22 protein-coding genes and 1 tRNA gene are annotated in these 23,695 nt (G+C 68.3%); 11 read left to right on the top strand and 12 right to left on the bottom strand.

Annotated features, from left to right (window positions below):
* The first annotated feature begins 752 nt into the window (after positions 1-752).
* The gene (locus tag ACIP6N_RS11545; protein ID WP_401814766.1) at positions 753-1,544 is read left to right on the top strand and encodes a hypothetical protein; all 792 of its coding nucleotides are present in this window, start codon (positions 753-755) and stop codon (positions 1,542-1,544) included.
* A gap of 738 nt (positions 1,545-2,282) precedes the next feature.
* Here the strand turns inward: ACIP6N_RS11545 and ACIP6N_RS11540 are convergent.
* The 3 genes from ACIP6N_RS11540 to ACIP6N_RS11530 form a co-directional block, all read right to left on the bottom strand.
* Positions 2,283-3,203, bottom strand: a complete 921-nt coding sequence (locus tag ACIP6N_RS11540; RefSeq protein ID WP_401814764.1) for a RimK family alpha-L-glutamate ligase — start codon at positions 3,201-3,203, stop codon at positions 2,283-2,285.
* A 340-nt stretch (positions 3,204-3,543) separates the two neighbouring features.
* The gene (locus ACIP6N_RS11535; RefSeq protein WP_401814762.1) at positions 3,544-4,623 is read right to left on the bottom strand and encodes an NAD-dependent epimerase/dehydratase family protein; all 1,080 of its coding nucleotides are present in this window, start codon (positions 4,621-4,623) and stop codon (positions 3,544-3,546) included.
* A gap of 14 nt (positions 4,624-4,637) precedes the next feature.
* The gene (locus ACIP6N_RS11530; protein ID WP_401814760.1) at positions 4,638-5,093 is read right to left on the bottom strand and encodes a MerR family transcriptional regulator; all 456 of its coding nucleotides are present in this window, start codon (positions 5,091-5,093) and stop codon (positions 4,638-4,640) included.
* Positions 5,094-5,350: 257 nt separating this feature from the next.
* Between ACIP6N_RS11530 and ACIP6N_RS11525 the strand changes: the two genes are divergently transcribed.
* On the top strand, positions 5,351-5,818 hold the full coding sequence (locus ACIP6N_RS11525) for a DUF6344 domain-containing protein (protein WP_401814758.1): 468 nt from the start codon (positions 5,351-5,353) through the stop codon (positions 5,816-5,818).
* Positions 5,819-5,867: 49 nt separating this feature from the next.
* Here the strand turns inward: ACIP6N_RS11525 and ACIP6N_RS11520 are convergent, their stop codons facing one another.
* Positions 5,868-6,548 carry a DUF5324 family protein gene (locus ACIP6N_RS11520; protein WP_401815231.1) on the bottom strand — a complete coding sequence of 227 codons (681 nt, stop codon included), beginning with the start codon at positions 6,546-6,548 and terminating at the stop codon, positions 5,868-5,870.
* Positions 6,549-6,909: 361 nt separating this feature from the next.
* On the opposite strand from ACIP6N_RS11520, the gene ACIP6N_RS11515 reads away from it, so the two are divergent.
* Positions 6,910-7,437 (top strand): peptidylprolyl isomerase, encoded by a 528-nt coding sequence (locus tag ACIP6N_RS11515; protein ID WP_401814757.1) that lies wholly within the window; start codon positions 6,910-6,912, stop codon positions 7,435-7,437.
* A gap of 179 nt (positions 7,438-7,616) precedes the next feature.
* The gene (locus ACIP6N_RS11510; protein ID WP_401814755.1) at positions 7,617-8,522 is read left to right on the top strand and encodes a rhomboid family intramembrane serine protease; all 906 of its coding nucleotides are present in this window, start codon (positions 7,617-7,619) and stop codon (positions 8,520-8,522) included.
* 436 nt (positions 8,523-8,958) lie between these two features.
* Here ACIP6N_RS11510 and crgA read toward each other — a convergent pair whose 3' ends face one another.
* Positions 8,959-9,216 carry a cell division protein CrgA gene (gene crgA / locus ACIP6N_RS11505; RefSeq protein WP_401814754.1) on the bottom strand — a complete coding sequence of 86 codons (258 nt, stop codon included), beginning with the start codon at positions 9,214-9,216 and terminating at the stop codon, positions 8,959-8,961.
* Between the two features lie 141 nt (positions 9,217-9,357).
* On the opposite strand from crgA, the gene ACIP6N_RS11500 reads away from it, so the two are divergent.
* The 5 genes from ACIP6N_RS11500 (at position 9,358) to ACIP6N_RS11480 (ending at position 13,490) form a co-directional block, all read left to right on the top strand.
* Positions 9,358-10,197 carry a DUF881 domain-containing protein gene (locus ACIP6N_RS11500; protein ID WP_401814752.1) on the top strand — a complete coding sequence of 280 codons (840 nt, stop codon included), beginning with the start codon at positions 9,358-9,360 and terminating at the stop codon, positions 10,195-10,197.
* A gap of 191 nt (positions 10,198-10,388) precedes the next feature.
* The gene (locus ACIP6N_RS11495; RefSeq protein ID WP_401814750.1) at positions 10,389-10,571 is read left to right on the top strand and encodes a hypothetical protein; all 183 of its coding nucleotides are present in this window, start codon (positions 10,389-10,391) and stop codon (positions 10,569-10,571) included.
* Positions 10,568-11,206 (top strand): aminodeoxychorismate/anthranilate synthase component II, encoded by a 639-nt coding sequence (locus ACIP6N_RS11490; RefSeq protein ID WP_401814748.1) that lies wholly within the window; start codon positions 10,568-10,570, stop codon positions 11,204-11,206. Before ACIP6N_RS11495 ends, ACIP6N_RS11490 begins: the two co-directional genes overlap by 4 nt.
* Positions 11,203-12,690: a class E sortase gene (locus tag ACIP6N_RS11485; protein ID WP_401814746.1), complete on the top strand. Its 1,488-nt coding sequence runs from the start codon at positions 11,203-11,205 to the stop codon at positions 12,688-12,690. The genes ACIP6N_RS11490 and ACIP6N_RS11485 overlap by 4 nt, the downstream gene beginning before the upstream one ends.
* A gap of 32 nt (positions 12,691-12,722) precedes the next feature.
* On the top strand, positions 12,723-13,490 hold the full coding sequence (locus tag ACIP6N_RS11480; RefSeq protein ID WP_401814745.1) for a class E sortase: 768 nt from the start codon (positions 12,723-12,725) through the stop codon (positions 13,488-13,490).
* Between the two features lie 119 nt (positions 13,491-13,609).
* Here ACIP6N_RS11480 and pknB read toward each other — a convergent pair whose 3' ends face one another.
* From pknB to ACIP6N_RS11450, 6 genes are all read right to left on the bottom strand, one after another.
* Positions 13,610-15,616, bottom strand: coding sequence for a Stk1 family PASTA domain-containing Ser/Thr kinase (gene pknB, locus ACIP6N_RS11475; protein ID WP_401814743.1), 2,007 nt, complete (start codon positions 15,614-15,616; stop codon positions 13,610-13,612).
* Positions 15,617-15,784: 168 nt separating this feature from the next.
* Complete coding sequence (locus tag ACIP6N_RS11470; RefSeq protein ID WP_401814742.1) at positions 15,785-17,251, bottom strand: peptidoglycan D,D-transpeptidase FtsI family protein; 1,467 nt, start codon at positions 17,249-17,251, stop codon at positions 15,785-15,787.
* Positions 17,248-18,660 carry an FtsW/RodA/SpoVE family cell cycle protein gene (locus ACIP6N_RS11465; RefSeq protein ID WP_401814740.1) on the bottom strand — a complete coding sequence of 471 codons (1,413 nt, stop codon included), beginning with the start codon at positions 18,658-18,660 and terminating at the stop codon, positions 17,248-17,250. Before ACIP6N_RS11465 ends, ACIP6N_RS11470 begins: the two co-directional genes overlap by 4 nt.
* Before the next feature lie 36 nt (positions 18,661-18,696).
* A complete protein-coding gene (locus ACIP6N_RS11460; protein ID WP_401814739.1) occupies positions 18,697-20,274 on the bottom strand; it encodes a PP2C family protein-serine/threonine phosphatase in 1,578 nt (525 codons plus the stop codon).
* A 126-nt stretch (positions 20,275-20,400) separates the two neighbouring features.
* The gene (locus tag ACIP6N_RS11455; protein WP_401814737.1) at positions 20,401-20,916 is read right to left on the bottom strand and encodes an FHA domain-containing protein; all 516 of its coding nucleotides are present in this window, start codon (positions 20,914-20,916) and stop codon (positions 20,401-20,403) included.
* Between the two features lie 10 nt (positions 20,917-20,926).
* Complete coding sequence (locus ACIP6N_RS11450) at positions 20,927-21,763, bottom strand: FhaA domain-containing protein (RefSeq protein WP_401814736.1); 837 nt, start codon at positions 21,761-21,763, stop codon at positions 20,927-20,929.
* Positions 21,764-22,099: 336 nt separating this feature from the next.
* Between ACIP6N_RS11450 and ACIP6N_RS11445 the strand changes: the two genes are divergently transcribed.
* Positions 22,100-22,186: transfer RNA gene (locus ACIP6N_RS11445), tRNA-Leu, on the top strand.
* 176 nt (positions 22,187-22,362) lie between these two features.
* Here ACIP6N_RS11445 and ACIP6N_RS11440 read toward each other — a convergent pair.
* The gene (locus ACIP6N_RS11440) at positions 22,363-22,983 is read right to left on the bottom strand and encodes an FMN-dependent NADH-azoreductase (protein ID WP_401814734.1); all 621 of its coding nucleotides are present in this window, start codon (positions 22,981-22,983) and stop codon (positions 22,363-22,365) included.
* A 144-nt stretch (positions 22,984-23,127) separates the two neighbouring features.
* Here ACIP6N_RS11440 and ACIP6N_RS11435 point away from each other — a divergent pair, with 144 nt between their 5' ends.
* The gene (locus tag ACIP6N_RS11435; RefSeq protein ID WP_401814733.1) at positions 23,128-23,478 is read left to right on the top strand and encodes a winged helix-turn-helix transcriptional regulator; all 351 of its coding nucleotides are present in this window, start codon (positions 23,128-23,130) and stop codon (positions 23,476-23,478) included.
* Positions 23,479-23,695: the final 217 nt, after the last annotated feature.

Below are 23,695 nucleotides of genomic sequence, written 5' to 3'. Positions count from 1 at the left end.
TTCAGGGCCTCCAGCTTGCCGTTGGCGCGTCCGGGTCGGAGCTGCCTGACAGGCGTTCAAACCGCTCATCCCGGCGAAACCCAGTGTCCGCTCCAGGCGCGGACCGAACCGGCGGAGACAGGCCAGGGCTCGCGCGGACAAGGCGTACTTTTCCGCCGACTGCCTCACCCTGCTCCGTGGCGGTGTTTGATCCCGCGGATCGCCAACGCGCGGGAATCGAACATGGTGAGCAGCTCGGGAGGCGCCGCTGCGAGATCGAGCGGTCGATCGCCCGGCTGTTCGGCTATTGCCGTCTTACCGTGCGATACGAGAGAAAGGTTCTTGCTGCCTTGCCCTCCTCGGCCACGCCGTTTCCCTCACCCGCTACAGACGCTCGCCACCAGTGGAAACCTCCAGGGGTCCTTGTCGCCCATAACTTCTTATGACCGAGCCGGTGGTGCTTGGCAGAAGCATGATCCAGCCGGCTCGCGACTTGACTCGTTTGATGAAAAGGGTCCCGTCAAGGGCTTCCCGGAAGCGGGTCTGCTGAAATCACAGGCCCGCTTCTCACGGAAACATGAGCGCTCCGGCCGCTACTGCCCCGGCTCGCCCCGAGCCAGGACTCAGGCTCGGGCCTCGGAGGGCAGGTATCACTCCCCGCCCGAATCCGATCCCTCAGCCATCGACTCGTCACCACCGGGCTCCGTTGCACCCTGTCCAGCGTCGTCAGAGTCGCTCGGCATGGGTTCGTCGGCCGGTGTTTCTTCGGCTGGTTGTTCTTGGGCAGGGGGTTCTTCGCCGGCGGGTGCTTCTTCGGCCGGGGGTTCTTGGGTGGAGGGTTCTTCGGCCGGTGTTTCTTCGGCAGGGGGTTCTTCGCCGGCGGGCGGTCCCTCGGCCGGGGGTTCTTGGGTGGAGGGTTCTTCGGCGGGTGTTTCCTCGGCAGGGGGTTCTTCGCCGGCGGGCGGTCCCTCGGCCGGGGGTTCTTCGGTGGACGGTTCTTCGGCGGGTGTTTCCTCGGCAGGGGGTTCTTCGCCGGCGGGCGGTCCCTCGGCCGGGGGTTCTTGGGCGGAGGGTTCTTCGGCGGGTGTTTCCTCGGCAGGGGGTTCTTCGCCGGCGGGCGGTCCCTCGGCCGGGGGTTCTTGGGCGGAGGGTTCTTCGGCCGGTGTTTCCTCGGCAGGGGGTTCTTCGCCGGCGGGCGGTCCCTCGGCCGGGGGTTCTTCGGTGGACGGTTCTTCGGCCGGTGTTTCCTCGGCAGGGGGTTCTTCGCCGGCGGGCGGTCCCTCGGCCGGGGGTTCTTCGGTGGACGGTTCTTCGGCCGGTGCTTCCTCGGCCGGCGGCGCGGACTCCTCCGGCGCGGGGTCGGGCTCGACGTAGGTTTCGAACGCGGGGGCCTCTACGTACGATTCGGCGGCGGGAGCGTCCTCCGGGAAGGCTTCCTGCGCGGCGAAGAACTCGTCCGGCGCCGTGGGATCTCCGGCTGCGGACAACAAGTTCAGCTCATCGTCGGTGAGTTCCCGTGTCTCCAGCGGATTCGGCTTTTCCACGAAGAGTCCTTTGAATCGTAGCCCAAAAGAAAGTAAAAGTTCACTCGTGTGACTCGACCTCTGCTGCACTCAAAGGTCGTCAAATGAAGACGCGTCCGCCTCGCTGCTTACAAAATTAGAACACCGGCACTTCCCACTGGCAAGCATGATCGACTGGCAACTTACCGGCGGGGCAAAGGAGTTGTTGGGAGGAGTGGGTCATTTCCCTGAAAAGGAAACTTTTGCGACCGTCTGTCGGATTCGGAGCACCGGCCTTGCCGCTGAAACGTGACGCGCAGGCTGAGCGATCGGTCTCCCGCGCAGGTCTCGTTCTGACGTCGTTCACGCTTCCCGGCACCGCCGGCGCCAACAGGCCCATCGTCATCAGCTGGGCAACCAGCCGCTCCCAGGTCGTACCCGTCATCGTCCGACGAGCCGGCCAGGACCGTCGACATCTATCGGCGCCACGGCATCCGTCGACGTGGTCATCCCCGCGCTCCTGGCCCGGCCGGGGACAACCGCGTGCGGTCGGTAAAGGGGCCACTGCGGGACGGGCCCTGCTTGTCCTCGGTCAGAGCAGCGCGTACTCGTTGGTCTGATGGCGAGTCAGGAGCGCCCGGCCGCCCCAGGTCCCGAGGCCTAGGCGCACCTGCGGAACACCTGCCGGTTTCCTTCACGGCGCGGCGGCCTCGACATGGCTTCCGATCGGGAGTACTTGGAGGCGCGCAGGGAGCGGGTGGGACTCCGACAAGGTCGGCCGCGACCGGACCGGGGCAGGGCTCACGCTCCTTCGGCCGGCCGATTCGGCCCACGCGTCCACGCTTTGAGGTGGCGGCCGACGCAGTCGGTGATCGCGGGAGTCACAGTTGTCATCTGTGGGCGCCAGCCGGGGACGGCATTGACCTCACAGATGGTGAACGTGTCCTCGGAGGCGAAAAGGAAATCCACACCGGCGATGGCGAGTCCCACGGCGCGGGCGGCCCGGACGGCCAGTTCCTCCGCCTCCGGATACCGGCCCAGGCACAGGGTGGCGGCGCCTCCCTGTCCGATGTTCGACACGAGGCCGCCGTTGCGGGAGGTACGCACCGCGGCGGCCACGGGTTCGCCGTCGACCACGATCAGGCGCAGGTCCCGGCCGTGCGAGTGGGACACGTATTCCTGGAAGAGATGCGGGGTCTCCTGTGCCAGGGCGCCCGCCACACCCCGCAGAAGATGTGAGTCGGGCGCGAGAAACACCTGCTTGCCCTTGTGCCCGCTGACCGATTTGACCACGCACGGTGTGTCGAGGCCGGGGGCGCGTACGACGCCTTCCAGGGGCGCGGTCGCGTACGAGAGTGTGTCGGGCACCGGCAGGCCGGCCAGGGCCAGTTCCTGCGACTGCCAGATCTTGTTCCGGCACACGAGCTGCGCGTCGAGCGGGTTGATGAGCGTCGAGCCCATGCGCTCCAGGTGCCGCAGCAGGGTCACCTCGCGGTCGTGGCGCATCGAGCCGGGCACCTGACGTACACACACGACCTTCGGAGCGGGAACGTCCATGCCGCCCAGGGTCCGCAGGATCAACTGCCCCTCGCGGACGCCGAGGACGAACTCGTCGGTGTGACAGACGGCGAATCGCGGCCCGTGAAGCGTTGCGAGCGCCTGGGCCAGTTCACGGGTGGCGCCTTGCAGCGGAACCGGGCGCTCCCGTACGAGTAACCACACGTCGGCAGGTGACCGTAACGCCTCATGCGCCATATGTGACCTTTCTTGCGATTGTTTCCCGCTGAGCGCGGGGGCCGGTCAGACACTGTCTGTCAGCAGCATTACGGATCGTCACCGCGGACGTGTCGTGGGCATCCGTCGGTGAAGCGTTGGCAGGGAAACACGCGACGCTCCGTCGTAAGGATATGGCGCTCTGTATTTTTCGATCACGTCAATCACGGAATCCAGAGAATCGCTCCTGCACCGCGCCGGAATCCACGCATCCGATGAAAATCGAACCCCGGATCGATCTCTCGGGAACCTCGGCTCATCGCGCGGAAAGCCGACTTCTCCTTGACGGTTACGACTGAAGACTGTCGTTCTCGGGCAGAGTCAGCCCCAGCCGGATCTGGCCCTCGGCGGTCGCCACGATCGTCTCGCCGGCGTCGCGAGGCTCCCAGCCCAGCAGCGACCGCGCCTTCTTATTGCTGATGACGGGAATCCGGCCGTGCAGGCTCGCGGCGTCCCGCAGGGCCGGCTCGGTCTTCGCGGCCTCGCGCACCTGGTCGATGGTCATTTCGGCGGAGGGAAGCAGGCCGGCCGCGGCGGGGAAGTGCTCGCGCAGGATCCGTGCCATGCCGAACAGGCTGATCGACGGTCCGCTGACAGCGATGAACCGCTCGCCCGCCGCCTTCGGGTGCAGCATGGCCCGCAGATGCAGGTCCACGACGTCACGTACGTCGACGACGCCGAAGTGCATGATCGGCACCACAGGCATCTGGCCGGTCAGCATGCCGCTGACCAGTCCGACCGAACCGGAGGGCCGGTTGCTGAGTGGGGGACCGAAGATGCCCGTGGGGTTGATGACCACCAACTCGATGTCCCCGTGGTGGCGGACGTAGTCCCAGGCCGCGCGCTCGGCGAGGACCTTCGACTTGTGGTAGGCGGGCAGGCCCTCGGTGTCCGGGTCGGTCCAGTCCGCCTCGGAGTAGTTGTTGCCGGGTTTCACCGTGTACCCGACCGCGGCATAGGAGGACGTCATCACGACCCGCGGAACCCCGGCGTTCCGGGCCGCGGAGACGACCCGCAGCGCCCCGTCGCGGGCGGGCCGGATGAGCTCGTCCTCCGTCTCGGGCGGAGTGAACGGGAAGGGTGACGCGAGGTGCAGTACGTGGCTGATTCCGGCCATGGCGTCCGCCCAGCCGCCGTCGGTGCTGAGGTCGGCGACGGCGAATTCGAGCCGGTCCGCCGGATCGACTCCGGCCTGGCGGAGCGCCGCGAGCACATCGGCCTCCTGCCCGGGCTTCCGAACCGTCACACGTGCCCGGTACCCCTCGCGCAGCAGTCGGGCGACGGTGTGGCCGCCGACGAAGCCGGTGCCACCCGTGACCAGCACCGTCACGTTTTCGGAGGCCGAGACGGCGAGATCTTCTGTGCTCATCTTGCTTCAGTCCTTCAGTGGGAGAATTTTTCCATTACGCGCGTGACCGCTACGGCCGCGCGGTTCTCGGCAGCGGTGTCCCCACGGACACGGGCGTCCCACATGTCTGCTTTTCGCCGCAGATAGGTCAGGCGCAGCTGAAGCTGCTCGACGTCGGCGGCCAGCTTTTCCGCCTGGGCGGCGAACAGATCCCGCTGCTCGGCCGCCGCGGAGTTCCCCTGGGCAAGCAGGTCCAGGTAGCGGCGCATCCCGCTGACCGTCATCCCCGCCGAACGCAGACATGACAGCGCCTCGACGCGGGCCACCGTCGCCGGCCCGTACCGTCGATGACCACTGGACTCGTCCCGGGCGACCACTCCCAGCAGCCCGATCTTCTCGTAGTAGCGCAGCGTGGGCTCACTGAAACCCGACCGTCGTGCCATCTCCTGAACGGTCAGACCCGCTGCGTGCTCTCCGGTCACTGCTGCCATGGGGGAAGCCTCCGATACTTGAAGCGCTTGAGGTCAAGCTTCCGTATCGGGCGATGTGCCGCACCGCGAGGCTGTTGCGTGGCCTCGATTTGTCCGCCCGGTTCCGCCGGTCAGGGGGCACGGGGGTGCCCGGTTGGACCGTAAGAGTGGTGTTCATCCGAAGAACTGCGTACGGGCAGCGTCGTTCCGTTGATTCTCGAGATGCGTACACATCATGAGAAAGGTATGTAGATCGCTCAACCCGAAAGCGAGGGGTCATGGCCGCCATCAAGGTCAAGAAACTGTGGACCGTCTTCATCACCGCGTTCTTCGCGGTGCTCGCCTCCCTGGGGCTCACCACTCCCGCCGCGGCCGCCGGCAGCGCCGTGCCGCAGCCGGTGGACCAGCCGGCCGATCAGCCCGCGCCGGCTCCCGCCGCCTATCACGGGAGCGCGGAGCCCGCAGGGCGAAGGCGGGTCGCGGAGGCCGCGCCCGTGCTGGCCGTACCGCGGCAGCTTCCGCGCGGCCGGTCACTGCCGCCCACGATCAAGCAACGCATCCGCGCGGAGGCGCACGGCTCCTCGCCCTCGGTCCGTCATCTTCCGGCCGACTCACCCCTCGACGTATCGGCTGACGCGCTCGCCGAATCCCTGACCGGCGCCGGTGCGAAGTCGGGTGCGGCGGACAGGGCCGGTACGGCAAGTACGGCGGACAGGGCCGGTACGGCGGCAGTTGTCACAGCATGAAGCGCCGGGAACCCCGCGGTGTCCCGGCGCCTCATGCCACGGCCTGCTGTCAGGGGCGGTCGTCCCGGTCCGAGGCGTCCGCGTCGGACTGCTTCGCCCGCACATCCGGATCGAGCGGATCGAGAGCGTCCGGACTGCCGTCGACGGACGCCAGTGTCGCTCCTCCCTCGGACACCTCGGTAGCGGCGGGCGGCTCCACCAGCCAGTCCGGATTCGCCTGCTTGTCCCACCACTTCCACGCGGCGAAAGCCCCACCGGCCAGCAGACCGGCGAGCGCGAGGCCCTTCGCGACCCGGCCGGCCCTGGCCCGCCGCTCGTGCTTGCGCACCAGTGCCTGGATGTCCTTCGACGTGATCCCGCCGCGCAGGGCGGCCAGAGCGGCGGCGGAACGCACCGCTGCCTCCTCGGCCACCGGCTGTGCGACAGCGACCGCGTGCTCGACCCGCGGCACCGTGTAGCCCGTCGCCTGACGGGCCGCCTTGCGCGTCTGGACGGCGGCGCGGTGCGCTGCCTCGTCGATTTTCGGGGGCACATGGGGCGCTACATACGCGCCATACTGAACACGGGCCTGCTGAGCGGCCCTTGTCATCGTCGGGGCGAGCCTCACGCGCGCCTCGTGGGCATACTGAGCGGCCTGCTCCTTGGCCGTTCCGGCGTAAGGTGCCACCGCTTCCGCGGCGTGCTGCACGCTCTCCCTCGCCGAACCGGTAGCGGCGCGCACGCTTTCCATGCGGGTCACAGGATCATCCTCCTCGGTGGCGTTCCGTATTTCGCCTATCCACCCTTTTTGAAATCATGCCTGCCCGGTTCGGGCTCGGCACGCGTTACGGGCATCCGGGTCACGAACGGCGAGTTGGCGGTCCTGGTCCGCTGTCCGCCGTACTTTCCCCGTCGCCGTGCTCTCTTCGCCGCGCTGTCTCTTGCCCTCTGCGTGTGTCCACCGCGAGCGGCTTTGACACATGCGTGCATCAGTTGTCCCTAAAACGGAGCAAGGCGGCCGGAAACGGTCTTTGCGGGTCACACCCCGGACAGGGGGGCCGCCGCCCGTGCGAGGATCGTGCGAGTCAGAGACGACTTACGGAAGGCGCATCGTGGCCGAGCAGCTTTACGCCACCCTGAAGACCAACCAAGGCGACATCGAGATCCGGCTCCTGCCGAACCACACGCCGAAGACGGTCAAGAACTTCGTGGAACTCGCCCAGGGGGAGCGCGAGTGGACCCACCCCGCGACCGGGAAGAAGACCACGGAAAAGCTGTACGACGGCACCGTCTTCCACCGTGTCATCAGCGGGTTCATGATCCAGGGCGGCGACCCGCTGGGCAACGGCACCGGTGGCCCGGGGTACGAGTTCGAGGACGAGTTCCACCCCGACCTCGCCTTCGACAGGCCTTATCTGCTGGCCATGGCGAACGCGGGACCGGGTACCAACGGCTCGCAGTTCTTCATCACCGTCTCGCCGACCTCCTGGCTGACCCGCAAGCACACCATCTTCGGTGAGGTCAGCGACGAGGCCGGAAAGAAGGTCGTGGACGCGATCATCGGCGCCGAGACCAACCCGCGCACCGACCGTCCGGTGCGGGACGTCGTGATCGAGTCGGTCGTCGTCGAAACCCGCTGACCGCTCCGTAAGGTCCGGATCCCGGTCCGGATCCCCGCCCGGGAACCATCCCGCCCCGCCCGTCCGTAGTGGTTACATACCGGACGGGCGGGGCGGTGCGCGCTGTGGCGCCTCCCCGCCGTCACGGCGCACAGCAGGACCGAACCGCCCGAACCGCCCGTACCGATGGATGAGGACCGATGGACCAGCCGCCCGGAGGCCATGGAGGCCAGGAACCGCCCGTCGTCGCCGAGGGGCTGCCCGGCTGCTACCGGCACCCCGACCGCGAGACGGGCATCCGCTGCACCCGCTGCGAGCGGCCGATATGCCCCAACTGCATGGTCGACGCCTCGGTCGGTTTCCACTGCCCCGAGTGCGTACGGCAGGGGTCGGGTACGGGGCACGCCCCTGCCGCGAGCCGGCCCCGCACTCTCGCGGGCGGCGCGGTCGCGTCGGACCCGCGGCTGCTCACGAAGATCCTGATCGGCCTGAATATCGCCGTCTTCATCGCCGTCAGCGCGGTGGGCGACCGCCTGATCGAGGACCTCGCCCTCATCGGGTACGCCGGTGACGGGCGCGGCGGCATCCTGGGTGTCGCGGACGGCCAGTGGTACCGGCTGGTCACGTCCATGTTCCTGCACCAGCAGGTGTGGCACATCGGCTTCAACATGCTGAGCCTGTGGATGCTCGGCGGGCCGCTGGAGGCGGCGCTCGGCCGGGCGCGCTATCTGGCGCTGTATCTGATCTCGGGTCTCGCGGGCGGCGCGCTCACATATCTCCTCGCGAGCCAGTTCCAGGCAACGCTGGGCGCTTCCGGCGCGATCTTCGGGCTGTTCGGCGCGACCGCGGTCGTGGTGCGCAAGCTCAACTACGACATGCGCCCCGTCCTCGCGCTGCTCGTGATCAACCTGATCTTCACGTTCACCATGGGAAACATCGCCTGGCAGGCGCACGTCGGCGGGCTGATCGCCGGCACGCTCGTCGGTATCGGCATGGTGTACGCGCCGCGCGAGCGCCGGGCCCTGGTGCAGTACGGATCCGGCGGGCTGGTGCTGCTGCTGACCGTGGTGATGATCGTGATCAGGACATCGACGCTCGTCGGGTGAGCGCCCTGAGGGGTGCTCTGTCCGGTGTCTGCTCCTGTCCGGTCCGGTGCCTGTCCGACACGTGTTCCGGCGCTCGTCCGAGGCGTGTCCGGCGCACGTTCGGCAGGTGTGCGGTGAGGTGAGCATCTGATCCGGATGGCCCGATGGTCTGATCATCCGATGGCCGGTGATCCGACAGAACGACCGGGCAGGGCCGCGTTTTCCACAGAGGGTGCCGGATCTTGTGCACGATGTGGGGAACATCAGTGCCCCTTGTCGCCAATGTGGGTTTGACCAGCAGTGACAAGGGGCGACCGTGCCGTCGGAACGGATGATGCAGTCACACCGGTGTCAACATCCCGTGGGGTTATCCACAGATCGTCTGACCTTTTCCCCTGCTTGTGGACAACGGTGTGGATAACTCAGGGCAGAGCTTGACGCCGGAGGGGCGGACCGGCTACTTCCACTGAGTGGAGACGCCGAAGCCCGCGGCGATGAAGCCGAATCCGACCACGATGTTCCAGTTGCCGAAGGAATCCAGCGGAAGATCGCCCTCGGTCACGTAGAAGACCACGATCCAGGCCAGGCCGATCAGGAACATGGCGAGCATGACGGGAGCCACCCAGCTCCGGTTGGCCAGCCTTATGGCGGTCGCTTGCTTCGCCACCGGAGGCGGCGTGAAGTCGGCCTTCTTGCGGATACGTGACTTCGGCACGAGGGACTCTCCTGTCGATGCGCTGCGTTACCGCGCAGGGAACTGAACGGGGTGCGGGGGCGGGGAGCAGGGGGAACGCTGCCACCCCCCGGGCGTCCGTTAGCGTAGTGCTTCCGCGGCTCCTAAGGAGATAAGGGTACGTTGAGCAATTTCGCCGACTCTCCCCAAGGGGCTTCGCGGGTGCCCTCGGAGGCCCCGCCGGAAGCCGCCGCAGAGGGACTCGCAGAGGCAGCCGCCGAGGCTCCGGTGCGCCGGCCGTCCTGGCGGCCCGTCCGGCTGCTCACGGCCGCTGTCTTCGCGCTCGCGGGGCTGATCTTCGTCACGAGTTTCAACACGGCCAAGGGGACCAACCTGCGTACGGACGGCTCCCTGTTGAAGCTTTCCGACCTGATCCAGGAACGCAGCCGCAAGAACGCCGAGCTGGACGAATCCACCGCGGCGGTACGCGAGGACGTCGACACCCTCGCCCGGCGGGACGCGGGTTCCACCGGGGCCGAGGACGCCAGGCTCCACGCCCTGGAGAAGACCGCGGGCACCGAGAAGCTCACGGGCCGGGCCCTGACCGTCACCCTCAACGACGCCCCGCAGAACGCGACGGCCAATCCGGGATACCCCGAGCCGCAGCCCAATGACCTCGTCATCCACCAGCAGGATCTGCAGGCCGTCGTCAACGCCCTGTGGCAGGGCGGTGCCCAGGGCATCAAGGTCATGGACCAGCGGCTGATCTCCACCAGCGCCGTACGGTGCGTGGGCAACACCCTGATCCTCCAGGGCCGCGTCTACTCACCGCCGTACAAGATCACCGCTGTCGGTGACCTGGGCAGGCTGCGCAAGGCTCTGGACGCCTCCTCCTCGATCCAGAACTACCTGCTGTACGTGAAGGCGTACGGGCTGGGCTGGAAGATCGAGGAGAACGGGAAGACGACGCTTCCCGGCTACACGGGCACGGTGGATCTCCACTACGCGGCGCCGGTCACGTAGCGGTCCGGAGCGGCCCTCGCGGCCGGGGGTCCTCCTGCCGGGGGCCGGCCGCGGTCCCGCTGTGACGAACAGCAAACCCGAACGGTCAGGCAGCCTGTCCATGAGCCGCCCATGTGTCCCTGCGGCCCTTTAGTCTGGTCCCGTACCGCCGCCCCGGCGCGGTACCGCGAACGGGAACGGAAAGGGACAGCATGTACGGCTGGTTCTGGCGGCATCTGCCGGGCAACGTCTGGGTACGGGCGGCCATTTCGCTCGTCCTGGCGCTCGCGGTCGTCTACGTGCTGTTCCAGTACGTCTTCCCGTGGGCGGAGCCGTTGCTGCCCTTCAACGACGTGACCGTCGACGGCGAATCGGGAGCGGGGGCCGCCGGATGAGCGCGCGCATTCTTGTCGTGGACAACTACGACAGCTTCGTCTTCAACCTCGTCCAGTACCTCTACCAGCTCGGCGCCGAGTGCGAGGTGCTGCGCAACGACGAGGTGGCGACGTCCCACGCCCAGGACGGCTTCGACGGCGTCCTGCTCTCTCCCGGGCCCGGTACGCCGGAACAGGCAGGGATCTGCGTCGACATGGTGCGGCACTGCGCCGCGACCGGCGTCCCCGTCTTCGGCGTCTGCCTCGGCATGCAGTCCATGGCGGTGGCGTACGGAGGCGTCGTGGGCCGCGCCCCCGAGCTGCTGCACGGCAAGACGTCGCCCGTCACGCACGAGGGCAAGGGCGTCTTCGCCGGTCTGCCCTCCCCCTTCACCGCGACCCGCTACCACTCGCTCGCCGCCGACCCCGCGGCCCTGCCCGCCGATCTCGAGGTCACGGCGCGGACGGCGGACGGCATCATCATGGGCGTACGCCACCGTGAACTGGCCGTCGAGGGCGTGCAGTTCCATCCGGAGTCGGTGCTCACGGAGTACGGACACCTGATGCTGGCCAACTGGCTCGCGCAGTGCGGTGATCCGGGCGCGGTGGACCGGGCGGCGGGTCTCGCGCCGGTGGTGGGCAAGGCCGTCGCGTGACGGAACGCCGTCCCGAACACGGAGCCGGGTACGGCGGGTACGAGGACCCCCACGCGTTCGGGACGACCGCGGACGGGCTCGCGGACCCGCTGAACGATCCGCTGCCGGGGCAGCGGTCGGACGTGCCCGCCCCGGGATACGCGGCGCCGTCCCCGGCGGTCCAGCCGGCGTGGGAGACCGAGGACCCGGCCGCCGAGTGGTCGGACGGCTACTACAACCAGTACGCGGTCGAACCACAGGCGCCGCTGCCCCAGGTGCCTCCGCAGCCGCAGCCTCCGCAGCCGCAGCCTCCGCTGCCTCAGGCCACCGCGCCGCGGCCGTTCCCGCCGGATCAGCAGCTCCCGCACGTCCCCCCGCAGCCGCAGCCGGCTCCGTACCCGCAGCCCGATCCGGCTCCGTACCCGCAGCCCGGTCCAGTTCCGTACCCGCAGTACGATCCGGCCGCGTACGCGCACCACGATCACCCGCAGCCGTCGGCCGAGCGCGAGCCCGCGCCGGTCCCCGTGCCGCAGCCCGAGCCGGTGTCCGAGCCGGTGTCCGAGCCCGTTCCGGTCCGGGCTCCGGAGCCGGTGCCGTACGAGGAGACCATCGCGCTCCGTACGGCCGGTCTGCCCGCCGCCGAGCCGCCCGTCCAGGCTCCGACCCCGGGAGGCCGCGCGGAGCGCCGTAAAGCGGCCGCCAGGGGCGGCAGCCGGGCCCGCAGGGGACCCGATGGCAGGGCGGAGGGCCCGGCGGAGGCCTCCGAGCCCGCGAAGCCGCTCTCCCGCGTCGAGGCGCGGGCAGCCGCTCGCGCGCTCAAGGACAGTCCCGGAGTCATCGTCAGCCGCGCGGTCGGCGAATTGTTCATCACCTTCGGTGTGCTGATGCTGCTGTTCGTCACCTATCAGCTGTGGTGGACGAACGTCAGCGCCGGCGTCTACGCCGACAAGGAGACGAACAAGATCCAGGACAACTGGTCCAAGGGATCGGACGAGAAGGGCCAGCAGGCCGGCGCTTTCGAGCCGGGCCAGGGCTTCGCCATCATGCACATCCCCAAGCTCGACGTGGTCGTCCCGATCGCCGAGGGCATCAGCAAGGGGAAGGTCCTCGACCACGGCATGGTCGGTCACTACTCCGAGGGCAACCTCAAGACGGCGATGCCCTCCGACAAGGAGGGCAACTTCGCGGTGGCCGGCCACCGCAACACCCATGGCGAGCCTTTCCGCTACATAAACCAGCTGAAGCCGGGCGATGAGGTCGTCGTCGAGACGCAGGACGCGTACTACACGTACGACATGACAAGCACGCTGGCGCAGACGCCCCCCTCGAACGTGAGCGTGATCGAGCCGGTGCCCCCGCAATCCGGATTCACCAAGCCCGGCCGCTACATCACCCTTACGACGTGTACCCCCGAATTCACCAGTACCTATCGATTGATCGTGTGGGGCAAGATGGTGGACGAACGGCCGCGCAGCAAGGGCATGCCCGACGCTCTCGTCGGCTGAGCGGATCACCACAGCGACAGGGGACGGGCGCGGTGTCAGCGAGGACCGAGCACGATGAACAGACCGGCACACCGTCCCCGTCGCGGCCGGTACCGGCACGCGGCCGGCGCGGCCCGGTCGCCGCGGTGGTCGGCGTCTTCGGTGAACTGCTCATCACCGTGGGCCTGGTGCTCGGCCTCTTCGTCGTCTACTCGCTGTGGTGGACGAACGTGCTCGCCGACCGCTCGGCGTCCAGGCAGGGCGACGACGTACGGCGCCAGTGGGCGGCGGGCGGTACGGGCGGCGGCACGAAGCCCAGCAGCCCTCCCCGCTACGACCCGAAGGACGGCATCGGCTTCCTGCACGTCCCGTCGATGAAGAACGGCGAGGTGCTGGTCAAGAAGGGCACCACCGCCGAGATCCTCAACGAGGGCGTTGCCGGGTACTACACCAAGCCGGTCAAGTCGGCCCTGCCCTGGGACAAGGAGGGCAACTTCACGCTGGCCGCGCACCGCGACGGCCATGGCGCGAAGTTCCACAACATCCACCAGGTCAAGGTGGGCGATCCGGTCGTCTTCGAGACGAAGGACACCTGGTACGTCTACAAGGTCTACAAGGAGCTTCCGAGCACGTCGAAGTACAACGTGAACGTGCTGGAGCAGGTCCCCGAGGAGTCGGGCAGGACCAAGCCGGGCCGCTACCTGACACTCACGACGTGCACGCCGATCTACACGTCGGACTACCGCTACGTGGTCTGGGCGCAGCTCGTCCGCACGGAGAAGGTCGACAAGGACCGCACGCCCCCGCCGGAACTCCGCTGAGCCGTACGCGGCACACGACGCGACAGGCCACGTGACGTACGACGCGGCAGACGAACAGCCCCCGGTGCCCTTCTCAGGGCCCGGGGGCTGTCGCTTCATCCGCCTCTGTCAGACAGGTCCTAGCCGCGCGAGCGGCCGCCGTTCGGGCCGCCGAAGAAGCCTCCGCCGTTGTCGCCGCCGGGGGCCGGCACGGTCATCAGGGTGACCGCGGACCCCTTGGGGACCTGTGAGCCCTCGCCCGGTGCGACGTTCATGATGAGCGCGTTGTCGTCCTGCGGAGAGTTCGGAGCGAACGCTACGGTCAGTCCCGCGCCCTCGATGGCGCCCCTGACCTCGCCGACCCGCTTGCCGTTGATGCCACCGGGGACCTGGACCTGTTCCGGCTCCTGCGGGCCCTTGGAGACGTCAAGGGTGATCTCGCTGCCCTTGTCGGCCCGCTGTCCGCCCGGCGGATTCTGCTTGACGACGATGTTCGCGGGCTGGTCGGAGTCCACGTCGTTGCGGGTGACCTTGAAGCCGAGCTGTTCCAGCTGGGCCTTGGCGGCATCGATCGTCGTCGAGCCGTTGGTGAAGTCCGGGACCGGGATCTGCTTGGTCTTCGCCACCTGCAGCGTGATGGTCGAGCCCTTCTCGGCCTGCGAGCCGCCTTCGGGCTTCTGGCTGATGACCCGCCCAGGGTCCTCGTCGGACTCGACGTCTTCCTTCTTGACGCGGAAACCCTCGTCGGTGAGGAGGGTCTCGGCCCGCTCCACGTCCTTCTCCGTGACGTCCGGGATCTTGACCGTCGGAGCGCCCTCGGACACGACGACCCGGATGGTCTCGCCCACGTTCATGCTGCCGCTCGCGGGGTCCTGGCTGCAGATCGAGCCCTTGGGCACATCACAGCGCTCGGCCCCCGACTGTTCGACCTTGATGTCCGCGTTGGTCGCGGAGGTCTCGGCTTCCTTCAGCGTCTTGCCGACGAGCGCCGGCACCGGGACCTGCTGGACGTCGTCGCCGCTGGTGAACCATTTGCCGATCAGTATCGCGCCGATCAGCACCACGACACCTCCGGCCACCAGGAAGATGGTCGAGGTGTTGGACTTGCTGGTCTTCTTGCCGCGGCGCCGGTCGGGGCGGTCGTCGTACCCGCCGTAACCGCCGTTGTCCCCGTTCATCGGCGGGAGCATCGTCGTCTGGGCGCCCGGGCCCGACTGGCCGTGTGCGGCGGCCGACTGGTCGTTCTGGCCGCCGTACCCGCCGCCGTAGCCGACCGAGCCCATGGCGGCGGTGGCCGCCGCGACGGGCTGGCCGTCGAGACAGGCCTCGATGTCGGCGCGCATCTCGTCCGCGGACTGGTAGCGGTAGTCCGGGTCCTTGACGAGGGCCTTCAGCACGATCGCGTCCATCTCGGGCGTGATCTCGGGGTCGTAGACGCTCGGCGGCTGCGGCTCTTCCCGTACGTGCTGGTAGGCGACCGCGACCGGGGAGTCCCCGACGAAGGGCGGACGGACGGTGAGCAGTTCGTAGAGCAGACAGCCGGTGGAGTACAGGTCGGACCGCGCGTCGACCTGTTCGCCCTTGGCCTGCTCCGGGGAGAGGTACTGGGCGGTTCCTATGACGGCGGAGGTCTGCGTCATCGTCATCCCGGAGTCGCCCATGGCGCGGGCGATGCCGAAGTCCATGACCTTGACCTGGCCGGTGCGCGTCAGCATGACGTTGGCCGGCTTGATGTCGCGGTGGACGATCTGGGCGCGGTGCGAGTACTCCAGCGCCTGGAGGATGCCGACGGTCATCTCCAGCGTGCGCTCGGGGAGCAGTCTGCGCCCGGAGTGCAGCAGTTCTCTGAGCGTCGAGCCGTCGACGTACTCCATCACGATGTACGGGATGGACACCCCGTCCACGTAGTCCTCGCCGGTGTCGTAGACAGCGACGATCGCCGGGTGGTTGAGCGAGGCGGCCGACTGGGCCTCACGGCGGAACCGGGCCTGGAAGGACGGGTCGCGGGCGAGATCGGCCCGCAGTGTCTTCACAGCGACGGTGCGGCCGAGCCGGGTGTCATGGGCGATGAAAACCTCCGCCATGCCACCACGGCCGAGCACCGAGCCCAGCTCGTACCGGCCGCCGAGGCGACGCGGCTCTTCCATAACTGTTCCAGCCCTCTCCGTCAGTCCCGACCGCACCGGTGTGTGGTCCGGCGGTGTGCTGCTCGCGCCTACGCTACCGGGCGCGCCGTATCCGTCGGGCCCGAGCGGGCGAGCTGATATCCGACCGGTATCGCAATGTGCAGATATGGACGTGAGCCGTGACCGGCGTCACTTCTTGCTGTCGATGACCGCCTTCATGACGGCCTTGGCGATCGGGGCGGCGAGACCGCCTCCGGAGATGTCGTCACGGCGCGCGTCGCTGTCCTCGACCACGACCGCGACGGCGACCGGGGAGCCGTTGTCCGTCTTGGCGTACGAGAGGAACCACGCGTAGGGGTTCTGGTCGTTGTTCTCGCCGTGCTGGGCGGTACCCGTCTTGCCGCCGACGGTGACGCCGGGAATCTGCGCGCTGGTTCCGGTGCCTTCCTTGACGACCGTCTCCATCATGCTCTGGAGCATCTGGGCGTGCTCAGGGGTCAGCGGCCGGCTCAGCTCCTCCGGCTCGGTCTCGTTGAGCACGTCCAGGTTGGGCGCGCGCAGCTGGTCGACCATGTACGGCTTCATCAGCTTGCCGTCATTGGCGACGGCGGAGGCGACCATGGCCATCTGGAGCGGGGTCGCGCGGGTGTCGAACTGACCGATCGAGGAGAGCGCCACCTGCGAGGTGTTGACCTCGGTGGGGAACTGGGACGCTTCGGCGCGCACCGGAACGAACTGCTCCTCGTTGAAGCCGAACTTCTTCGCCGTCTCCAGCATCTGGTCCTTGCCGAGGTCGGCGCCGAGCTTGCCGAAGACGCTGTTGCAGGAGACACGCAGCGCCTCGCGGAGCGTGGCGTCCTTGCAGGGGAGGTTGCCCTCGTTCTTCAGCTCGGTCGTCGTGCCGGGCATGATGTACGGCAGCGGCGAGTCGGTCTTCTCGTCGGGATTCGCGACCTTGCCGTGCTCCAGGGCGGCGGCCGAGGTGACCACCTTGAAGGTGGAGCCCGGCGGGTAGGTCTGGCGCAGCGCGCGGTTGAGCATCGGGTCGTCTTTGTCGTTCTTCTTGTCGAGGCCGACCCAGGCCTTGGTGTCCTTGTTGCTGTTGCCCGCGAACGACGTGGGGTCGTAGCTGGGCGTGGAGGCGAGCGCGAGGATCTTGCCGGTCGCCGGGTCGAGGGCCGCCACGGCGCCCTTCTTGTTGCCGAGGCCTTCGAAGGCGGCCTTCTGGGCTGCACCGTTGAGAGTGGTGACGACGTCACCGCCCCGCTTCTCCTTGCCGGTGAACATCGACATGGTGCGGTCGAAGAAGAGCCGGTCGTCGCTGCCGGTGAGGATGCCGTCCTCGATGCTCTCGATCTGGTTGGCACCGAACGCCTGCGAGGCGAACCCGGTGACGGGCGCCCACATGGGGCCGTCGGTGTAGGTGCGCTTGTAGACGAAGTCGCTGCCGTCCGTCTTCACCGAGCCGGTTATCGGCTTGCCGTCGACGATGATGTTGCCGCGCTTGTGGCTGTACCGCTCGATCTCGACACGGCGGTTGAACTTGTGCGTGTTCAGCTCGTCGGCGCGTACGTACTGGAGCCAGTTGTCCCGGACCAGCAGGGCGAGGACGAGCAGCCCGCAGAAGATCGCGATGCGGCGCAGTGGCTTGTTCACGGTCGGACCACCTGGGTCATTTCGGCGTCGGGTGACGGGGCTGGCGCGGGCGCGGGCCTGCGCGCGGTGTCGCTGATCCGGATCAGAACGCCGATCAGGGCCCAGTTGGCGAGCACGGAGGAACCGCCGTACGCGACGAAGGGAAGCGTCATACCGGTCAGCGGGATGAGGCCCATGACACCGCCCGCGACCACGAAGACCTGGATGGCGAAACCGCCGGAGAGGCCGATGGCGAGCAGCTTGCCGAAGGGGTCGCGGGCGGCGAGGGCGGTCCGTACGCCGCGCTCCACGATCAGCCCGTACAGGAGCAGGAACGCCATCGTGCCGGCGAGGCCGAACTCCTCGCCCACGGTGGACAGGACGAAGTCGGAGTTGGCGGCGAAGCCGATCAGGTCGGAGTTGCCCTGGCCGAGGCCGGTGCCGAGGGTGCCGCCCGAGCCGAAGGACAGCAGGGCGTCGCCGATCTGCTGGCAGGCACCGTCGGTCTGGTAGCAGTCGAAGGGGTCGATCCAGGCGGTGACGCGGTCCTGGACGTGCGGTTCGAAGGTGGCGACGCCGACGGCTCCGCCCGCCGACATGAGCAGTCCGAAGACGATCCAGCTGGTGCGTTCGGTGGCGACGTACAGCATCACGATGAAGACGCCGAAGAACAGCAGCGAGGTGCCGAGGTCGGTCTCGAAGACCAGGATGAGGATCGAGACGCCCCAGACCACGAGGATCGGGCCGAGGTCACGGCCGCGGGGCAGGTACAGGCCCATGAAGCGGCGGCTGGCCAGGGCCAGCGCGTCTCGTTTGACCATCAGATAGCCGGAGAAGAAGATCGCGATGATGATCTTGGCGAACTCACCGGGCTGGATGGTGAACGGGCCGAGGCTGATCCAGATCTTCGCGCCGTTGACGGCGGGGAAGAACATCGGGAGGACCAGCAGGATCAGGGCCACCGCCATGGAGATGTACGTGTAGCGCTGGAGGATCCGGTGATCCTTCAGCAGCAGCAGTACGGCGACGAACAGCGCGATGCCGATCGCGGAGTACATCAGCTGCTTCGGCGCGTCGGGGCTGAAGCCGCCGAACGCCATCTTGGCGCGCTGCATCAGCCGGGGTGACTGGTCGAGCCGCCAGATGATGACGAGGCCGAGGCCGTTGAGCAGCGTGGCGAGCGGCAGCAGCAGCGGGTCGGCGTACGGGGCGAACTTGCGCACCACGAGGTGGGCGACGCCGGCGAGCAGGCCGATGCCGAGGCCGTAGCCGAGCATGCCGGTGGGCACCGTGCCGTCGAGGGCGAGGCCCACGTTCAGGTAGGCGAACACCGGGATGGCGACGGCGAAGGCGAGCATGACCAGCTCGGTGTTGCGCCGGCTCGGCGCTTCGATCGCGCCGATGGTGGTCGTGTTGGTGACAACGCTCATGGTGGTGAAAAGGCCCCCTACGGCCGGCTACTGCTTCTACTGCCTTACGCAGTTCGAGGCCAGCTTCTGCTCTTCCTCCGACAGGCTGGGGCCCGGAGTGGGAGTCGACGCTTTCGGCTTGGTGGTCGTGATCGGGCCGGCGGGATCGGTACCGGTGCTGCCGGCCGTCGCGCCGTTCGCCGTACCGCCGGTGGTGCCCGCGGTGGCTCCCGTGGTGGTGCCCGTGGTGGTGTTCGCCGTGCTGTCCGTCTGGCCGCCGGCGGCCACATCGGCCTCACGGTCGGCCTCGCGGCGCTGCTCGTCCTTGTGGCAGGCCGAGGCCTGGGTGGCGAGTTCGGTGATCTTGACGCGCGCGCTGCCGAGGTTGCCCTCGGCGATGGTCTCTTCCACCTGCTTGCGCTGGTACGGGGGGAGGTACTTGAGTTCGATCTCGGGGTGGTCCTTCTCGACCTTCGAGAGCGAGAGCCAGCCCAGGTCCTGGCTGATGCCCCGGTAGAGCGCGACGTGCTGGTCGCTGGAGCCGACGTAGTACTGGGTCTGCGTCCAGCGGTAGCCGCCGTACAGGCCGCCGCCGACGACGGCCATCGCCAGCACCAGGTAGAAGGACGTCTTCAGCCACTTGTGCCCCGACCGCGGCTTGATGAAGTCCTCGTCGGTGTACTCCCCGAGACCGGTCTCGGCCTGCGGGGAGCCGTAGTCCTCGTGGTCGCCGCTGCCGGGCGGGCCGAAGCCGCCGGGCCCCTGCTGCGGCACGGGGCGGCCGAGGCCGGCCGCGCGGCCCGCGGGCGTCTGCATCGAGGGGTCGTTCTCGGCCGCGTTCAGCTGGTTCTCGGCGACGGCTCCGACGACGACCGGGGTGTCGTTGAGCTGCCCGGACAGGGTGTCGTTGACATCGGCGTCGAGGACGTCGGCCACGATGCAGGTGATGTTGTCCGGGCCGCCGCCGCGCAGAGCGAGCTGAATGAGGTCCTGGATGGTCTCCTGAGGGCCCTGGTAGCTCGCCAGGGTCTCTTCCATCGTCTGGTGCGAGACAACGCCCGAGAGGCCGTCCGAGCAGATCAAGTAGCGGTCGCCGGCGCGGACTTCGCGGATGGAGAGATCGGGCTCCACGTGGTCGCCGCTGCCGAGCGCACGCATCAGCAGCGAGCGCTGCGGATGGGTGGTGGCCTCTTCCTCGGTGATCCTGCCCTCGTCGACCAGGCGCTGCACCCAGGTGTGGTCCTGGGTGATCTGCGTCAGTACGCCGTCGCGCAGCAGGTAGGCGCGGGAGTCGCCGACATGGACGAGACCGAGGCGCTGACCGGTCCACAGGAGGGCGGTGAGCGTGGTGCCCATGCCCTCCAGCTGCGGGTCCTCCTCGACCATCAGGCGCAGTTGGTCGTTGGCGCGCTGCACGGCCGTACCGAGCGAGGTGAGGATGTCCGAGCCCGGTACGTCGTCGTCGAGCTGGACGAGGGTGGAGATCACCTCGGAGGAGGCGACCTCACCGGCTGCCTGGCCGCCCATGCCGTCGGCGATCGCGAGCAGCCGGGGTCCGGCGTAACCGGAGTCCTCGTTCCCCTCCCGGATCATGCCCTTGTGCGATCCGGCGGCGAAGCGCAGAGACAGACTCATGCGCACCTCACCCGTCGGCTCGGGGTACAGCCGGTCTCGAGCCACACTGCCCACCCTCCGGTCGGGAGCTGGCTCGGGTCCGCCGTCGGGACCGTCGCGCGCTCGCTCCGCTCGCTCATTGTCGTACTACTTCCGCAGCTCGATGACGGTCTTGCCGATGCGGATCGGAGCGCCCAGCGGAATCGGTGTCGGGGTGGTGAGTCGGGTCCGGTCCAGATATGTGCCGTTGGTGGACCCGAGATCCTCGACGATCCACTGGCCGTCACGGTCCGGGTAGATCCTGGCATGCCTGCTGGACGCGTAGTCGTCGTCCAGCACGATCGTTGAATCGTGTGCCCGGCCGAGCGTGATGGTCTGTCCCTGGAGCGCCACCGTGGTGCCGGTGAGGATGCCCTCGGAGACGACCAGCTTGGTGGGGGCGCCGCGGCGCTGCCGGCCGCCCCCCTGCTGCTGCCGCTGTGCCGGCGGCGCGGCGGCCTGGCGTGCCTGTGGCGGCCGGGAGTCACCGCTGCGGCGCGAACCGCGCTGCGTGACGCGCGTTCCGAACAGATCGCTGCGGATGACCTGGACGGCCACGATCACGAACAGCCACAGAACAGCTAGGAAACCTAGCCGCATGACCGTCAGGGTCAGCTCTGACATTGCCCCCGCTTCACCCTTCGGCTTGCCTGAAAATGATGGTGGAGTTGCCCACGACGATCCGCGAGCCGTCGCGGAGCGTAGCGCGGGTGGTGTGCTGTCCGTCTACCACGATGCCGTTGGTGGACCCGAGATCCTGGATCGTCGAGGGCATTCCGGCCCGGATCTCGCAGTGTCGGCGCGATACTCCCGGATCGTCGATCCGGACATCCGCGTCGGTGCTGCGGCCCAGTACGAGAGTGGCGCGGGAGATCTGGTGGCGGGTGCCGTTGATCTCGATCCAGCGCCGTACCTGGCCGTGCTGTGACGCACCGGACCCGGTCGGCGGCCTGCCGGCCGAGGAGCCCTGGTGCGGGCTGCCGGGCGGCGGGGAGGCCGGCATGGGGGGCGCGGAGGCGGGCGGGTAGCCGTATCCGCCGGGGGCGCCCTGGTGGGGAGGGCCGGGGGCGCGGTCGGGCGCCTGCGGCTGTGACGTACTCGACGCCAGGGTGCGGCTGCGCACCCGGTACAGACCGGTGTCGAGGTCGTCGGCCTTCTCCAGGTGCACCTTGATGGGACCCATGAAGGTGTAGCGCTGCTGCTTCGCGTAGTCGCGCACAAGCCCGGACAGTTCGTCGCCGAGCTGGCCGGAGTACGGACTGAGCCGCTCGAAGTCGGGCGTACTCAGCTCGACGATGAAGTCGTTGGGTACGACGGTCCGCTCGCGGTTCCAGATCGTCGCGTTGTTGTCGCACTCCCTCTGGAGCGCGCCGGCGATCTCGACCGGCTGGACCTCGGACTTGAACACCTTCGCGAAGGTGCCGTTGACCAGACCTTCGAGGCGTTGCTCGAACTTCTTCAGGACTCCCATGAGGCACCTCCTCCGTCGTTGCCGTCCTGGTACTGCTTACTGATCGTATCCACGCGCCGGGAAAACCCGTGGTTCCCCTTGTCTGCCCCGCAGATGAGTGTCCCCCCTCACACGGATGGTAGAGGCGCCCTTCCGCCAGTGTCCCGCACCCCGGGTGCAAGAAGGAGGAGTGGGGGCCACCGCTGTCCGTTCCCTGTTCCGCCGCCCGGTCGGGCAAACAAAGCGAGGTGAACGCACCCCCAGCTGCGTGCTAATGTTCTCGATGTCGCCAGGAGCGCACACCAGCAGGTCAGAGGTTGAGGATCAGCCGGTGAAGCACCGAACGGCACACCCAATGCGCGGGTGGCGGAATAGGCAGACGCGCTGGATTCAGGTTCCAGTGCCCGAAAGGGCGTGGGGGTTCAACTCCCCCCTCGCGCACCAGTAAGACGAAACGGTCGTCATCGTAATCACGATGGCGACCGTTTTGCTGTGCCCGCCGACAGGGCGGAGTTGGGGTGCTGTGGTGGGACGGACACCCCGGGTGTGAGGTGTCTCTCAGGGGGCTTTCGGGGGGAGCGCGCAACGGCGCCCGGGACGACCCGGGCGCCGTTATGACGTCACGCCACGAAACGGGCAGCGAGCGCCTTGGCCTTCTCGGCGGCGTCCGTGTGGGCCTTCTCGCGGGAGGCCTCGGCGAGCGGGATCAGCTCGCTCATGGTCTCCACGCTGTGGGCGAGGGTCAGCTCAGGGACGATGAAGTCGATGTCGGTGATGCCCAGCATGCCCGTGAGGACCTTCTCCAGGTAGTTCTGGACGAACTCGAAGCTCTCGCGCGGGGTGCCGGGCGCGTACGAGCCGCCGCGGCTGGCGACGATCGTGAACGGGGTGTCGGTCACCTTGCTGTCCGGACCCGAGTTGAAGCCGTTGATGATCACCTGGTCGAGCCACGCCTTGAGGGTGGAGGCAATCGTGAAGTTGTACATGGGGGCGCCGATCAGCACCGCGTCCGCCTCGGCCAGCTCGGCGGCGAGCTCTGCGCGCAGCGGGTCGTCGGCGCCGGCGCCGACGGCGGCGATGTTGATGTGCGGCACCGGGGAGGCGGCGAGGTCGCGGTAGACGATCTTGCCCTCGGGGTGCTGTTCCAGCCAGGACTTCGCGAACGCGGCCGTGACGGCGCGGGAGGCGGAGGCGGATTCGTCCGGGACGAGGGCGGAGTCGATGTGCAGCAGCGTGGCCATGGGTTCTCCAGTGGGGAAGGCGAAGAGGGGAGTCACATAAGGGATTCGCGCGGAGGAAGCGAGTGGAACTTCCGTTCGTGCCTATAGATAACACAGTCACTTACTTTTTTTCATCCCGGACCGGGAAGCCAGTACGCTGTGAAGATGGCGGACCACAGCGAGGAAGCGTGCAAGCAGGTAGACGTGGGGATCACGCGCGTCTTCGAGCTGCTCGGCAAGCGCTGGACCGGGCTGATCGTGTCCGTTCTCATGGAGCGCGCGGTCCATTTCGCCGAGCTGCGACGGGCGATTCCGGGCATCAGCGAGCGCATGCTCTCGGACCGGCTGACCGAGCTGGGGGCGGCGGGGCTGGTCGTGCGGGAGGTCGATGTGGGCCCGCCGCTGCGGGTCTCCTATCGGCTGACGGAGGCCGGAGCGGCGATGGAGCCCGCGCTGAAGGAGCTGTCGATGTGGGCGGAGTCCTATCTGGGCGTGGCGCCGGGGGAATGTCCTTGAGGTCGGGGGCTCTCCGGGGCCGGGGCTGTTGAGCCCAGGGGGTATTGGATCCGGGGCTGTCGGAACCGGGGCTGTCGGAGCCGGGGCTGTCGGGGGTCAAGGTCTGCTGTGGGCCGGGATCCGCGGGCTCCTGGGGCTGTCGGCTCTCCGGTGGGGCTGGCGGGATCTGGCGGCATCTGGCCGGATCTCGGGATCTGGCTGGATCTGATGCGTGTGG

The organism is Streptomyces sp. NPDC088725, from assembly GCF_044751305.1.
In the GTDB taxonomy this organism is placed as follows: domain Bacteria; phylum Actinomycetota; class Actinomycetes; order Streptomycetales; family Streptomycetaceae; genus Streptomyces.
Note: the sequence above shows the minus strand (reverse complement) of the source record. Positions and strands in the feature narration are given on the sequence as shown.